The sequence below is a fragment of the Streptomyces saintjeani genome, from assembly GCF_055409605.1.
Map to the genome: position 1 here is coordinate 4,032,583 of NZ_CP189624.1, position 14,652 is coordinate 4,047,234.

Annotated in this window: 13 protein-coding genes; 6 read left to right on the forward strand and 7 right to left on the reverse strand. The window is 70.3% G+C overall.

Annotated features, from left to right (window positions below):
- Positions 1-8 precede the first annotated feature (8 nt).
- Entirely contained in the window at positions 9-788 is a 780-nt protein-coding gene (locus ACQCO7_RS18175; protein WP_464072838.1) for an SDR family NAD(P)-dependent oxidoreductase, read from the reverse strand.
- Positions 789-981: 193 nt separating this feature from the next.
- Between ACQCO7_RS18175 and ACQCO7_RS18180 the strand changes: the two genes are divergently transcribed.
- Together ACQCO7_RS18180 and ACQCO7_RS18185 are read left to right on the forward strand one after the other, a co-directional pair.
- Positions 982-1,719 carry a hypothetical protein gene (locus tag ACQCO7_RS18180; protein WP_464077230.1) on the forward strand — a complete coding sequence of 246 codons (738 nt, stop codon included), beginning with the start codon at positions 982-984 and terminating at the stop codon, positions 1,717-1,719.
- Positions 1,720-1,757: 38 nt separating this feature from the next.
- The gene (locus ACQCO7_RS18185; RefSeq protein ID WP_464072839.1) at positions 1,758-2,543 is read left to right on the forward strand and encodes a hypothetical protein; all 786 of its coding nucleotides are present in this window, start codon (positions 1,758-1,760) and stop codon (positions 2,541-2,543) included.
- A 12-nt stretch (positions 2,544-2,555) separates the two neighbouring features.
- Here the strand turns inward: ACQCO7_RS18185 and ACQCO7_RS18190 are convergent, their stop codons facing one another.
- From ACQCO7_RS18190 to ACQCO7_RS18210, 5 genes are all read right to left on the reverse strand, one after another.
- Positions 2,556-3,209, reverse strand: coding sequence for a LuxR C-terminal-related transcriptional regulator (locus ACQCO7_RS18190; protein ID WP_464072840.1), 654 nt, complete (start codon positions 3,207-3,209; stop codon positions 2,556-2,558).
- Positions 3,210-3,287: 78 nt separating this feature from the next.
- Positions 3,288-4,226 (reverse strand): LLM class F420-dependent oxidoreductase, encoded by a 939-nt coding sequence (locus ACQCO7_RS18195; protein WP_464072841.1) that lies wholly within the window; start codon positions 4,224-4,226, stop codon positions 3,288-3,290.
- Positions 4,223-5,455: an amidohydrolase family protein gene (locus tag ACQCO7_RS18200; RefSeq protein WP_464072842.1), complete on the reverse strand. Its 1,233-nt coding sequence runs from the start codon at positions 5,453-5,455 to the stop codon at positions 4,223-4,225. Before ACQCO7_RS18200 ends, ACQCO7_RS18195 begins: the two co-directional genes overlap by 4 nt.
- 297 nt (positions 5,456-5,752) lie before the next feature.
- Positions 5,753-8,725: an AfsR/SARP family transcriptional regulator gene (locus ACQCO7_RS18205; protein ID WP_464072843.1), complete on the reverse strand. Its 2,973-nt coding sequence runs from the start codon at positions 8,723-8,725 to the stop codon at positions 5,753-5,755.
- A 182-nt stretch (positions 8,726-8,907) separates the two neighbouring features.
- The gene (locus ACQCO7_RS18210) at positions 8,908-10,515 is read right to left on the reverse strand and encodes a FadD3 family acyl-CoA ligase (protein ID WP_464072844.1); all 1,608 of its coding nucleotides are present in this window, start codon (positions 10,513-10,515) and stop codon (positions 8,908-8,910) included.
- 123 nt (positions 10,516-10,638) lie between these two features.
- Here ACQCO7_RS18210 and ACQCO7_RS18215 point away from each other — a divergent pair, with 123 nt between their 5' ends.
- The 4 genes from ACQCO7_RS18215 (at position 10,639) to ACQCO7_RS18230 (ending at position 14,082) form a co-directional block, all read left to right on the forward strand.
- A complete protein-coding gene (locus ACQCO7_RS18215) occupies positions 10,639-11,787 on the forward strand; it encodes a lipid-transfer protein (protein ID WP_010353323.1) in 1,149 nt (382 codons plus the stop codon).
- 64 nt (positions 11,788-11,851) lie between these two features.
- A complete protein-coding gene (locus ACQCO7_RS18220; protein WP_464072845.1) occupies positions 11,852-12,262 on the forward strand; it encodes a Zn-ribbon domain-containing OB-fold protein in 411 nt (136 codons plus the stop codon).
- Positions 12,259-13,029 (forward strand): enoyl-CoA hydratase/isomerase family protein, encoded by a 771-nt coding sequence (locus tag ACQCO7_RS18225; protein WP_464072846.1) that lies wholly within the window; start codon positions 12,259-12,261, stop codon positions 13,027-13,029. The genes ACQCO7_RS18220 and ACQCO7_RS18225 overlap by 4 nt, the downstream gene beginning before the upstream one ends.
- A gap of 75 nt (positions 13,030-13,104) precedes the next feature.
- A complete protein-coding gene (locus ACQCO7_RS18230; protein WP_464072847.1) occupies positions 13,105-14,082 on the forward strand; it encodes an alpha/beta fold hydrolase in 978 nt (325 codons plus the stop codon).
- A gap of 22 nt (positions 14,083-14,104) precedes the next feature.
- Here ACQCO7_RS18230 and ACQCO7_RS18235 read toward each other — a convergent pair whose 3' ends face one another.
- A complete protein-coding gene (locus tag ACQCO7_RS18235) occupies positions 14,105-14,644 on the reverse strand; it encodes a hypothetical protein (protein ID WP_464072848.1) in 540 nt (179 codons plus the stop codon).
- Between the last annotated feature and the right edge of the window lie 8 nt (positions 14,645-14,652).

Below are 14,652 nucleotides of genomic sequence, written 5' to 3' on the forward strand. Positions count from 1 at the left end.
ACGAGTCGTCAGATGACCGAGACCCCCGCCAGCCACCCCCCGTCGATCACGAACGGCTGCCCCGTGATGTACGACGAGTCCGCCGACGTCAGGAACAGCGCGAGGCGGGCGACCTCCTCGGGCCGTCCGATGCGCCCCAGCGGAACGAGCTTGCGGTACAGGCCGTCCAGCGCCTTGGACGTCTCCTCGGGGTCCGAACTCGGGTCCAGCAGCGAGGGGTTGGACATGGCCGTGTCGATCGCGCCGGGGCAGATCGCGTTGACGCGTATACCCCGGGGCGCCAGCTCCAGGGCGGCGACGCGGGTCAGGCCGAGGATCGCGTGCTTGCTCGCGGCGTACGCGCCGACCGCCGCCATGCCCGTGATCGCCGTGTACGAGGCGGTGTTGACGATCGTGCCGCCGTCCGCGAGGTCGGGGGCGGCCGTCTTGATCCCCAGGAAGCAGCCGACCTGATTGACCCGCACGACCTGCATGAACTCGTCGAGCGGCGTGTCCGTGAGGGCGTTGAAGCGCAGGATGCCGGCGTTGTTGACGAGCCCGTCGAGGCGGCCGTACGCCTCCTTGGCGGCGTCGACCGCCGCGCGCCAGGAGTCCTCCTCGCGGACGTCCAAGTGCACGTACAGGCAGTCGAGTTCGGCGGCGAGGGCCTCGCCCTGTTCATCGAGGACGTCGGCCACGACGACCCGCGCGCCCTCGGCCGCGAAGAGCCGCGCCTCCTGCTCGCCCTGCCCTCGGGCCGCGCCGGTGACGACGACGACCCGGCCGTCCAGCTTGCCCGTGCTGTCCATGGGACCTCCTCGGCATAGGTGGAGGTCAGCATCGTAACGCCGCACCTGATGACTCGTCAGATACCTGTACGAGCATTGCGTGAGCAATGTCACAGACCCGCGAGTCGGGATATTTGACCCTGTCGGCCCCCTCCTTGAGTCCTCAATAATCCTGGCGCTGCGGACAAAGAAGTCGCCAAGGAAGGGACAAGGCATGGCCAAGAGAAAGCTCCGGAACAAGAAGGTCCGATACGTCGCGATAGGTGCCGCGCTGGCGACCGGAGGTGCCATCATCACCCTCCTCCCTTCGGCGAACGCGGCCGATGAGCAGAAGACGCCGGAGCAGATCATGTCGATGTGCGAGCGCTCGGCGGTGCTCAATGGGAAGCAGCGCTCGGTCAGCGACTTCAACGGAAGCTTCGGTGACGGTTTCGCGGCGGACAACTGTGATTTCGTCGAGACGAAATTCGAGACCTTCGACGGCCCCACCGAGAAGGCGTCGATCGACTTCCCGAACTGCGAGCCGGACGCCACGGAATCGGCCAAGGTGAAGATCGGCTGGTCGGCGACGGTGGCCCAGGGGGAAGGAAAGTACACCGTGACCCAGCAGGGCGGCGGTGGCGGTCTTTTCGGCGCCATCAGCGGCTCGTGGGTGAAGCACAAGGGCACCCTGGACATGACCGTTGATTCGGCGACCGCCAGTGACACGGAAGAGCGTGAGGTTCCGGTCGGCAAGGTCCTCCACATGGAATTCACGCCGAAGATGCAGCGCATGACCGGAGAATGGCGCGTCCGTATCGACGCCCGCTCGGCGACGACCGTCACGAACGCCACCCCCGAGAAGAACTTCGTCGCCCCGGACGTCGTCGAGGGCCCGCACATGCTGCCGGGCGCGGCCGGTGCGCCGGGCGTCGTCGACGGTGTGTCCAAGGCCGTCCTCGAAGACTGCTGAAACCTTCCCACCAGCCACTACACCCTCTGGAGACTGTCATGGGCACCCGCACCAGAAAGCACCGCAGCCACAAGAAGCGCATCACCCTGGCCCTCGCCCCGGTGGCCGCGCTCGCCGTCGCGATCCCGCTGATGAACTCCGCCGGCGCGGCGACGCCGAACGAGGTGTCGGCCGACTGCGCGGCGGATTCCGACAAGCTGGAGAACTGCGAATTCGTCAACGTGCAGTTCAAGGCGAACAGCCTCGGCCCGAATCAGCGGGTCTCCCCCGTGACGGACAACTGCGGAAACACGACGGCGGCGTCGAAAGAGTTCGCGGTCAGCACCTCGGTGACCCGCAGCATCGAACTGGAGGACGGCTTCACCGTGGAGGGCGGAACGAAACTCGCGAGTTCCGTCTTCGAGGTCGGTGTCCAGTTCAGCACCTCGGAGATCAACATCACCCGTGACGAGAAGACGACGGGCCTGAGTTTCGAGCGCAGTGACACCGTCCAGCCCGACAGCATCGCCTTCTTCATGTGGTCGGCGAAGCGCACGGACGTGAGCGGATTCCTGCGCGCCACGTACAAAGAGGCCCAGGACGGCCAGAAGGTTTTCTTCTCCCCGAGCGAAGGCGCCACGTCCGTGCACGTCTTCTATCCGCAGATCCTGAAGAACGGAACTCCGGACGGCCGCCTGTGGCTGCGGAACGTGAAGTGCGGGACGCCTCAGGCGAACGGCATCCTGAACTCCGAGAACAGCATCCGTGTGGAGCCCGGGCTCGACGAGGGCGGCACCAATGTGACGGACGTGGAAATCCCGGTGACCGAGATCAGCCAGTCATAGAGTCGATCGTTCTCATATGCGAAGCACGGGCGTGGCCCCCAGCCAGCGCAGGACCGCGTCCGTGCCCCCTCGGGCGTCGAGCTTCGCGTAGATGTTGCTGAGGTTGTTGCGCACGGTCTTCTCGCTGAGCCGCAGCCGCAGTCCGATCTCCTGGGCGCCGAGCCCGGTCGAGAGCAGTTCCATGATCTGCCGTTCGCGCGGCGAGAGAAGGGCCCGCAGGCGCTCCACCGCATCTCCTCCGGCGGGCGCCTCTCGGACCTCTTCGCGCAGCGCCGCGCAGGCCGCCGGAGACAGGTAGGTGTGGCCGACGGTGGCCGCCATCACGGCCGAGGAGAGCATGCAGGTGCAGTAGTCGCCGTCGACCAGGTAGCCCGCGCCGCCCCGGAAGACCTCGACGACCGTCTCGACGTCCCGCCGCCCGCTGACCACGATCACCGGCACCCCGCGTCCGGCGAGGGCACCGGTCAACTCCGGGAGCGCGTGGGCGGGTTCGACGCAGCTGAGCAGGACGACGTCCAGCGGCGTGTCCGCCAGCTTCCGGTAGGGCGGGGCCACCTGCCAGACCCGGCCCACGTACGAGTCGTCCGGCGCGGGCCAGTCGGCGTGCGGCCAGCTGGCACCTTCCGCACAGGCCAGAGCGACAGAGAGCCTTTCGGAGGATCTCACTGTGGGGGGTCCTTCCGCCGGAACAGCGACGTCCGTACGTTCGTACATACGCTGTCCGGCGCAGGCATGTTCAAAGATTCAAGAGAGGTGCCTCACAGACCCCAGCAGAGGGGCCACTTCGGCTCCGAACTTCCTTATCTGATCGGTGAGTTCCCCAACCGACCGGCTTCTGAACCTGACTTGGATCTGGTCCACTCCCAACTGCCCGTACGCGTTCAGGGAGTCGGCCAGTGCCGCGGGGCTCCCGGTGAGCGTGCGACGGCCGACGTCCCAGTCCGGCGTCCCGACGTACAGCGGCTCGGCGATGGCTCCGAAGGTGAACTCGCCGCTGTCGGGGCGGAGTTGGCGTATCGCCTCGATCTGTGCGGGGAGCCGGTCGCGCGGGTCGCCCTGCGGCAGCCAGCCGTCGCCCTTGAGGGCGGCCCGGCGGATCGCGGCGGGCGAGGAACCGCCGACCCAGACCGGCACGTGCGGCTGGGCGGGTCGGGGTCGCTGGCCGAGGTCCTCGTAGTCGTACAACTTTCCGTGGTGGGTGGCGAATTCGTCCGGACCGAGCGCTGTCCGCAGGGCGTCGAGGGTCTCGTCGAGCACGGCGCCCCGGCGGGCGAAGTCGACGCCGAGCGCCTCGAACTCCTCCTGGACGTGACCCGCGCCGACGCCGAGGATCAGCCGGCCGCCGGAGAGGTGGTCGAGGGTGGCGTACTGCTTGGCGGTGAGCAGGGGGTGCCGCAGACCGGCGATCGCGACGTGGCTGAGGAGCCGGACGCGGGTCGTGACGGCGGCGAGGTGGGCGAGGGTCGCGACGGGGTCGTACCAGACCGTGCCCATCGCGTCCGCGAGGCGGCGCGGGATCGCGACGTGGTCGCAGCAGGCGACGTACGCGAACCCCGCCTCGTCGGCGGCGCGGGCGACGGCCACCAACTCCGTCGGCCCGGCGTCGGGTTCCCAGGGTTCGACGTAGATGCGGCTCTGGGACTGGACGGGGAGCTGCATGCCGTAGGCGAGGCGGCCGGTCATCTCGGGCCCGGCCAGAGGCCGCCCGCGGTCAGGCCGAGCAGGTCGATGGCGTTGCGGCGGACGATGCGGTCGACGACGTCGGCGTCGAGGTGGCCCATCTGGGACTCGCCGACCTCCCTGGACTTGGGCCAAGTCGAGTCGGAGTGGGGGTAGTCGGTCTCGTAGAGGACGTTGCCGACGCCGATGGCGTCGAGGTTGCGCAGGCCGAACGCGTCGTCGAAGAAACAGCCGTAGACGTGCTCGGCGAAGAGTTCGGACGGCGGGCGGTGGACCTTGTCGGCGACGCCGCCCCAGCCCCGGTTCTCCTCCCAGACGACGTCTGCGCGCTCCAGGATGTAGGGGATCCAGCCGATCTGCCCTTCGGCGTACATGACTTTGAGGTTCGGGAAGCGTTCGAACTTGCCGCTCATCAGCCAATCGACCATGGAAAAACAGCAGTTGGCGAAGGTGATGGTCGAACCGACCGCCGGGGGCGCGTCCTTGGAGGTGGACGGCATACGGCTGCTGGAGCCGATGTGCATGGCGATGACGGTGCCCGTCTCGTCGCAGGCGGCGAGGAAGGGGTCCCAGGCGTCGGAGTGCACGGACGGCAGGCCGAGGTGGGGCGGGATCTCGGAGAACGCGACGGCGCGCACCCCGCGCGCGGCGTTGCGGCGGACCTCGGCGGCGGCCAACTCGGCGTCCCACAAAGGGATCAGGGTGAGCGGGATCAGCCGCCCGCGGGCCTGCGGGCCGCACCACTCCTCCACCATCCAGTCGTTGTACGCCCGCACGCACAGCAGGCCGAGTTCGTGGTCGCTCGCCTCGGTGAAGGTCTGCCCGCAGAAGCGCGGGAACGTGGGGAAACAGACCGCCGACTGGACGTGGTTGACGTCCATGTCGTCGAGGCGCGCGGGTACGTCGTACGACCCCGGCCGCATCTGCTCGTACGTGATGACCTCCAGCCGGATCTCGTCGCGGCTGAACCCGACGGCCGTGTCGAGGCGGGTGAGCGGGCGCTGGAGGTTCTCGAAGAGCCACCAGTCGCCGAGCGGGCCTTCGTCGCCCTTCTCGCCCATCACGGGCTTGAACCGCCCGCCCAGGAAGGTCATTTCCTTCAGGGGCGCCCGGACGACTCGCGGGCCGGTGTCGAGGAACTTCTTCGGGAGGCGGTCCTGCCAGACCCTCGCGGGTTCGACGGTGTGGTCGTCGACGGAGATGATCAGCGGGAACCCTGTCGTGTTCTCCATGCCGGCCACGGTAGCGCCGATCTGACGGGCCGTCAGCTACTGGTGCGACAAAGGGCGTTGCCTCGGCCGCGGCGGCTCCCCCTCCGTGCCACCGCGGCCGTCCCCCGGATCCCCCCTCCGACTCCCCCGTGGAGTGGAACACCTGTCCGGCTACTCCCCCGTGAGTCGCCGGACAGGTTCAACGACTTCGGCCGTTCCCCCCGGTCCGGCCGTTCGTTGGTAAGAGCATGTCAGAGGCCGATAAACGTTCCATGAACGTCGGCTTCCACATCGCGGGTACTACCCCCTGAGTACCCCCTACGCCGCCACCGACAGCTTCAGCAGCCCCCGTACCTCCTCCGCCTCCGGCGCCCTCAACTCCTCGTAGATCCCCAGCGCTTCGGTCCAGCACACGTGTGCCCGCCCCGCCTGCCCCAGCCCGCTCAGCGCCCGCCCGAGAACCGTGAGGACCAGCCCCCGGCGCCACTCCCCGCCGATCCCGCGCAGCGCGGTGAGCGCGAGGTCGGCGTTGGCGGCGGCCTGCGCGGGGCGGCACGCGGCGAGGTCGACCTCGGCGAGCCGGAAGAGCGTCATGCCCTCCCACAGCCGCTGCCGACTGTCGCGGAACACGTCGAGCGCGTCCCGCAGGATGTCCGCGGCCGTGGTGAGCAGCCCGCTCTCGGTGAGCGCGAGCCCCAGCGCGTACCGCCCGTTGGCGCCGCGCAGCGCGTTGCCGGTCCGGTCGTAGATGCCGATGCCCTGGTGCGCCAGCGTCACCGCGCTCTCCACCCGCCCGGTCGCGAGGTGGATGCGGGAGAGGTTGCACAGGACGCTCGCCTCGCCCGCCCTGTTCCGGTTGGCGCGGAAGTTGTCGAACGCGACCGTGAGATGCCGCTCGCCCTCCTCGTGCCGCCCCTGGTAAAGGGCGATGATTCCGCGGGTGTTGGGCGCCCAGCAGCGCGGTACGGGGTCGTCGGCGTCCTCGGTGACCCGCAGCGCCTCGACGGCCGCCGCGTCGGCCCGGTCGAAGCGCCCCGCGACGAGGTGGACGTCCGTGAGGGTGATCAGCGCCCGCCCGAGCGCGTGCGGGTCACCGGCCGAACGGGCCTGCTGGAGCGCCTCGTTGGCGGCCACCTCGTACTCGCGCGCGTTGGCCCCGGACTCGGCGAGGTCCTTGGCGACCCACAACAGGTCGACGGCGCGGCGCAGTCGGCCGTCCCCGATGGACTGCCGTACGCAGGACAGCAGCGCGCCCGCCTCGGCGTACAGCCAGTCCTGCGCGTCGTGCCGGTCCTCGAAGTGGAGCCCGGGATAAGCGGTTTCCTCCAGCTGCTCCACGAGCCGGTCGCCGGGCCGCTCGATCGCGTACACCCCGGCGGCCGTCGCGAGGTAGAAGTCGAGGAGCCGGGTGAGCGCCGACTCCCGTTCGGAGGAGGGGAGTTCGTCACGCTCCGCGCATGCGCGCGCGTAGAGCCGGACCAGGTCGTGGAAGCGGTAGCGGCCGGGCGCCGCCGACTCCAGGAGCGAGGTGTCGACGAGGGACTCCAGCAGGTCCTCGGTGCCGTCGGGCGGCAGGTCCAGGACGGCGGCTGCGGCGGCGAGGGAGATGTCCGGTCCGTCGGCGAGGCCGAGGAGGCGGAAGGCGCGGGCCTGTGCGGGCTCCAACTGCCCGTAGCCCAGCTCGAATGTTGCCTTCACGGCAAGGTCCCCGGCCTGGAGCTCGTCCAACCTCCGTCTCTCGTCGGCGAGTTTGTCCGCGAGGACCGACACCGTCCAGGTGCGGCGGGCGGCGAGCCGGGAGGCGGCGATACGGATCGCGAGCGGCAGGAAGCCGCACGCGGCGACGACGTCGAGCGCCGACTCCCGTTCGGACGCGACGCGTTCGGCGCCGACGATGCGCGTGAAGAGCGCGAGCGCCTCGTGCGGCGCCATCACGTCGAGGTCGACGAGGTGCGCGCCCGCGACGTCCACCATCCGCGTGCGGGAGGTGACGAGGGCCGCGCAGCCGGCCGTACCGGGCAGCAACGGCCGTACCTGGGCGGCGTCCCGGGCGTTGTCGAGGAGGACCAGGACGCGGCGGCCGTCGAGCAGCGAGCGGAACAGCGCCGAGCGCTCCTGGAGGGAGTCGGGGATCGCGGGGTCGGCGGTGCCGAGGGCGCGCAGGAACGCGCCGAGGGCGGCCTGGGGTTCGACGGGGCGGGGGCTCGCGCCCTGGAGGTCGACGTACAACTGGCCGTCGGGGAAGGCGGATCGGGCCTGGTGGGCGACATGCACGGCGAGCGTCGTCTTGCCGACGCCGCCGATCCCGGCGACGGCGGAGACCGCCATCACCCGGTTCTCGTCGCCGCTCTCCGCGACGAGCGCTTCGCCCAGTTCGTGGGCGAGGGTCTCCCGTCCGGTGAAATCCGTTACAGATGCGGGGAGTTGAGCGGGCAGAATACGGACGACGGGGGTTTCGGCGGCCGGTGTCTCGGGTTCGGCGAGCGCGGGGTCGGCGCGCAGGATGCCTTCCTGGAGGTCACGCAGACCGGGTCGGGGGTCGACGCCGAGTTCCTCCGCGAGCAGGCGGCGGGTGTCGGCGTACACGGCAAGTGCCTCCGCCTGGCGGCCACTTCGGTACAGGGCGAGCATGAGCAGCTCGCGCAGGCGTTCCCTGAGGGGGTGTTCGGCGGTGAGGGAGGTCAACTCCGGGACGGCTTCGGCGTGCCGGCCGAGTTCGAGGTCCAAGTCGAGCCGGTTCTCGATGAGTTGGAGGCGCAGTTCCTCCAATCGGACGCGCTGGGAGTCCGCGTAGGGCCCGGGTACGCCCGCGAGCGTCTCGCCCTCCCACAGGCCGAGCGCGTGGTCGAGGCGGTCCCGCGCGGCGCGTACGTCCCCCGCCGCCCAGGCTTTCTCCGCGTCCTCGGACAGGGTCCGCGCCGCCGTGAGGTCGAGCCCGACGGCGCCGCCGGGGTCCCGCAGCGCGTAGCCTCCGGCGTCACTGACCAGCATCCGCGAGGTCAGGACCTTCCGCAGCCGCGACACGTACGTCCGCAGCGCGGCCAGCGCCTGGGAGGGCGGGTCCTCGCCCCACACCGCGTCGATCAGCTCGGCGGCGGTCACCGTGCGGCCCTCGCGCAGCAGCAACGTCGCGAGCACGGCGCGCTGTTGGGGTGACCCGGTGGGCAGCGGAACGTCGTCCCGCCAGGCCCGTACCGGTCCGAGCACACCGAACCTCAGTCCCGCCACGTCCTCGGCCCGCGCGGGGTCGTGGCGTTCCTGTCCCGGCACGCGCGGTACTCGGTCGTCCATCGAGGTCTCCCTGGGCGCTCCCTGTTGACCTGCCCAGTTTGCCTTGCTGGCACGGGACCCGTCAGCAACGGGAAACACCGAGTACACGACGGCACACGGGAATGCACAACTCCCTCACACACTCCCCACAATGCCGGAGGGTGTGGAGCAAACGGCAGCAATCGTTTTCAGCAACCCCGACTTCAGCTCCGCAGCTGCCCCTTGACCACTTTCCCGCTCGCATTCCGGGGCAACTCGCCCACGAATTCCACCACTCGGGGAACCTTGTAGTTCGCCATCTCGCGCCGCGCCCAGGCGATCAGGTCGTCCCCGGTCGCCACGGCGCCGGTCCGCCGGACGACGTACGCCTTGCCGACCTCTCCAAGGCGGGCGTCCGGTATGCCGACGACGGCGACGTCCGCGACGGCCGGATGCAGCCCCAGGAGTTGCTCTATCTCGGCCGGGTACGCGTTGAAACCGCCGACGATGAACATGTCCTTGATCCGGTCGGTGATCCGCAGGTTCCCGGCCTCGTCCAGTACCCCTACGTCTCCGGTACGCAGCCAGCCGTCCGGTGTGACCGCCTCCCGGGTCGCCGCGTCGTCCCCGTAGTACCCGAGCATGACGTTGAACCCCCGTACCAGCACCTCCCCCGGCTCCCCGGACGGCAGCGCCCGCCCCGCCGCGTCCACCACCCGGACCTCGGTCCCGGGGATCGCCCGCCCCGACGTCGTCGCGATCACCTCCGGCTCGTCGCCGCGCCGGCACATCGTGACGATGCCGCTCGCCTCGGACAGCCCGTACGCGGTCAGCACGGTCGCCACGCCCAGTTCGTCCCGCAGCCGCTCGACGAGCCTGAGGGGTACGACGGCCGCGCCCGTCACCACCAGCCGCAGCGAGGACAGGTCGTACGACGCCCGCGCGGGGTGGTCCAGGAGCGACTGGTGGAGCGTGGGCGGGCCGGGCAGGACGGTGACGCGCTCCGCCGCGATGTTCGCCAGCGCGGTCGTCACGTCGAACACCGGCTGCGGGATCATCGTCGCGCCCCGCGTCAGGCAGGCGATCACCCCGGCCTTGTAGCCGAACGTGTGGAAGAAGGGGTTCACGATCAGATACCGGTCCCCCTCACGCAGCCCCGCCAGCTCGCTCCAGGCGTCGTAGCCGCGCAGGGTCTGTTCGTGGGTGATCACGGCGCCCTTGGGGCTACCCGTAGTACCTGAGGTGTAGATGATGTCGGAGGGGGAGGACCCCGTAATACCCGTAATACCCGCAGTCCCTGTAGCCCCCGTAATACCTACGGCCGCCCCCTCCCGCGCCTCGTCCCCACCGGCCAGGAAGTCCTTCCACGTCCGGAACCCCTCCGGCGCGTCCTCCGCCAGTACTACGACCTCCCGTAGCTCCGGCACCCCCGGCAACGGCCCCTCCCCCACCCCGTCCCCCGCGGCCCTCCGCAGCGAAGCCACGTACGACGTCCCCAGGAACGTCCCCGTCACGAACAGCAGCCGCGCCCCGCTCCTGCGCAGCACGTCCGCCGCCTCACCCCCCTTGAAACGCGTGTTCAACGGCACCAGCACCCCGCCCGCCGACACCGCCCCGAGCGCCGCGACGACCCACTCCAGCGAGTTCGGCGCCCAGATCCCCACCCGGTCCCCCACCCGTACCCCGGACGCGGCACAGGCAGCCGCCGCCCGCTCCACCCGGGCCCCCAACTCCCGGTAGGAGATCCGGACCCGCCCGTCCACCACCGCCTCGGCCTCCCCGTACTTCTCGGCCGACCAGCGCACCAGCTCGGGAATGCTGCGCCACTCCATGCCCGTCCCTCCCTGCCCTGCCGCTCCATGAACGGCCCCCGACGATCCGGGAGCCAGTAGCTGACGACCCGTCAGATTAGCGATAACCTAACGCCCTGTCAGCAGGTCTGATCGGAGGGGGACATGGCCGGACTCAAGGACGCGACAGCCATCGTCGGCATAGGCCAGACACCGTTCGCCAAGCACCTCCCGGAGGACGAGAGAACCCTCGCCTGCCGGGCCGTCCTCGCCGCCCTGGACGACGCGGGCATCACCCCCGCCGAGGTCGACGCGGTCGCCTCGTTCACTATGGAGGAGACGGACGAGGTCGAACTCGCGAAGGCGGTCGGCTTCGGCGACCTCACGTTCTTCGCCAAATCCCCGTACGGCGGCGGAGGTTCGTGCGCGACGGTCGCCCACCTCGCCACCGCGATAGCCGCGGGACAGGCGAGCGTCGGTGTCGCCTGGCGCTCCCGCAAACGCGGCAGCGGCCCCCGCCCCTGGACGAACACGACGGCCCAACTCCCCACCCCCGCCCAGTGGACACGCCCCTTCGGCCTGCTCCGCCCCGCCGACGAGATCGCGATGCTGGCCCGCCGCCACATGCACGAGTACGGCACGACCCGCGACCACCTCTTCAACGTCGCCCTGGCCTGCCGCAACCGCGCGAACCAGAACCCGGCCGCGATCATGTACGACCGCCCGCTGACCCGCGAGATGTACATGACCTCGCGCTGGATCAGCGAACCCCTCTGCCTGTTCGACAACTGCCTTGAGACCGACGGGGCGTTGGCCTGTGTCGTCGTCTCGGCGGAGCGCGCCCGCGACTGCCGCCGCACCCCGGTCTACATCCACTCCGCCGCGCAGGGCCTGCCCGCCCAGCACCACGGCATGGTCAACTACTGGAACGACGACCCGCTCACCGGCCCCTCCTGGGCGACGGCCCGACACCTGTGGAAACACGCCGACTTCACCCCGGCGGACGTCCAAGTCGCCCAGATCTACGACGCGTTCACCCCGCTCGTCCCCCTCTCCCTGGAGGGCTACGGATTCTGCGGGCGCGGCGAGGGCGGCGCGTTCACCGAGGGCGGCGCGCTGGAACTCGGCGGACGGCTCCCGGTCAACACGGGCGGCGGCGGCCTCTCGGAGGCGTACGTGCACGGCTTCAACCTCATCAACGAGGGTGTGAAACAACTCCGGGGAACCAGCACCGCACAGGTCCCCGACGCCTCGACCTGCCTCGTCACGGCGGGCGAGGGAGTCCCCACCTCCGCGCTGCTGCTCCGGACGTGAAGAACCGGCCGAGGACCTGAAAAGCCAACCGCACGCGTCCACCCAGGACTTGAGGAGTCCGGCCATGCTGACCCCGCTGCACGACACCGACGGCGCCCCGTTCTGGCAGTACGCGGCCCGGGGCGAACTCCGCGTCCAGACCTGCGCCCAGTGCGCCGAGCCCCGCTTCCCGCCCCGCCCCTGCTGCCCGAACTGCCAGTCGTTCGGGTCGACTTGGCAGCTCACGTCGGGAAGGGGACGCATCTGGTCGTACGTGATCCCCCACCCGCCCCTCCTCCCCGACTACGCCGCGCAGGCCCCCTACAACGTCGCCCTGGTCGAACTCGACGACGCCCCCCGCATCCGCCTGGTCGGCAACGTCGTCACCCACCCCGGCGCCCCCCTCAACTCCCTTGCCCCTGACCGGATCCGGATCGGCGCCCGCGTGCAGGCCGTGTTCCCGGACGGCGGCCTCCCGCAGTGGGTACTGGCGTGACCCCCCGCCTCGACACGGACAAGGAGACCGGCGTCGCGGTCGTCACGCTCGACCGGCCGGAGAGGCTCAACGCGATCGACGTCCCGGCGGCCCGCCAACTCGCCGGGATCTGGGGCCGGTTGCGGTTCGACGACACCGTGCGGGCGGTCGTCCTCACCGGCTCCGGCACCCGCGCCTTCTCCACCGGCCTCGACCGCGACGCCGTCGTCCCGCAGCCCAACTCCCCCTATATGCAGGACGATCCGCTCCTGCGCATCGGCCCCAAGTCCAACGACCTGTGGAAACCGGTGATCGCCGCCGTCGAGGGAATGGCGTGCGGCGGTGCTTTCTACCTGCTGGGCGAGAGCGAGTTCGTCGTGGCGGGGGAAGGCGCCGAGTTCTTCGATCCGCACACGACGTACGGAATGGTCAGCGCGTACGAGTCGGTGCTGATGGCGCAGCGCATGCCGTACGGGGAGGTCGCGCGGATGATGCTGATGGGGACGGCGGAGCGGATCTCCGCGCGGCGTGCGTACGAGGTCGGGCTCGTCTCCGAACTCGCGGAAACCGGGCGGGCGTTGGCGGTAGCGATGGAGAGGGCGCAGGTCATCGCCGGGTATCCGCCGGAGGGGGTGCAGGGGACGGTCCGGGCGCTGTGGTCGGCCCGGGAGGCGGCGCAGGCTCACGGATTCGCGCAGGCCCCGCATTTGATCTCGCTGGGAAATCTTCCGGACGACCGGCAGGCACAACTTTTCACGAAAAGAACGCAGAATTTCCGGATTCGCTGAGCGATTACCGGAAAGGCGACCCGGAATACGCGGGGCGCCGTATTCCCGTCCGGAACACCCTCATAAAATAGCCGCATGATCCAGCACCGCACCATAGAAGTGAACGGCATCACCCTGCACATCGCCGAGTCCGGCACCGAAGGCCCGCTGGTGGTCCTGCTGCACGGCTTCCCCGAGTCCTGGCACTCCTGGCGCCACCAGTTCGCCCCGCTCGTCGCGGCCGGTTTCCGCGTCGTCGCCCCGGACCAGCGCGGCTACGGCGCCTCGGACCGCCCGGACGACGTGAACGCGTACAGCATCCTGCACCTCGTCGGCGACGTCGTCGGCCTGATCCACGCGCTCGGCGAGGAGACCGCGTTCGTCGTCGGCCACGACTGGGGTGCGCCGGTCGCCTGGCACACGGCGCTGCTGCGGCCGGACGTGGTGCGCGGGGTCGCGGGGCTCAGCGTGGCCCCGGCGCCGCGTGGCGCCAACCCGCCGCTGGAGGTGGTGAAGGCGGCGTACGACGGCCGCTTCTACTGGACGTACTTCAACCAAGTCGGCCTCGCCGACGAGGAGTTCGGCCGGGACCCGAAGGCCGCGCTGCGGCGTTTCGTGTACGCGCTCTCCGGCGACGCCCCGGGCGAGCCCGGCATCCACCAGGCCCTGATCGAGCCCGGCACCCCCTGGCTGGACCAGCTGCCCGCCCCCGAGCAACTCCCGGACTGGTTCACCGAGTCGGACCTCGACGAGCTGGCCGAGGACTACGTCAAGGGCTTCACCGGCGGCCTCAACTGGTACCGCAACCTCGACCGCAACTGGGAGCTGACGGCCCCCTACGCGGGCGCGTCCATCACCACGCCCGCGCTCTTCGTGTACGGCGACCGCGACCCCGTCGCCTACTTCCCGGGCACCCCCGAACTCGTCGCCCGCCTCCCGGAGTTGGTCCCGGGCCTGCGCCGCCCGCCGGTCGTGCTGCCGGGCTGCGGCCACTGGACGCAGCAGGAACGCCCCGCCGAGGTGAACGAGCTGCTGGTGGAGTTCCTGACCGGCCTCCGGGACGAGCAGGCGTAACTCCTGCGGCGGCAGGAAGAGTTCAGGTCGTCGGGGCGGCGGGCTCGACCTCGCAGCGGTCCACCTGCGCGGCGAGACCGGCGTCCCCGACGGGAATCCGGACCTCCTCCGTCTTCTTCCCGCCGACGATCTCCTCCGTCACGGGCGCGGCGATCACCACGCCCCGCGCGTCCAGGAACCTGACGGTGATCCCGAAGGTCTGCACCGACTTGTTGGGGTTGGTGACCTTCACGGTCATGTACGGCGCCTTGCGCGTCGCGCACGCTACGAGGCTGACGCGGGCGTCCTCGACGACGGTGACCGGCGTGTGCGTGGACGAGCCGGACGAACCCCCGCTGGAGGAGCTGGAGTCGTCGTCGTAGTCCCGGTAGTGCGACCCACCGGACGATCCCCCCGACGTCGACGACGAACTGTCGTGATCCTGCCGGGAGCTGCTGCACCCGCCTCCCCCACCGCCCCCGCCGTGGCTCCCGTGCCCACGCCCACTGGAGAACCCGGTGAGCGCGAGCACGACCAGCGCCGAGACAGCCGTAAGCCTGAAGACGTACCCCCGTGATCGCATGCGCCCAC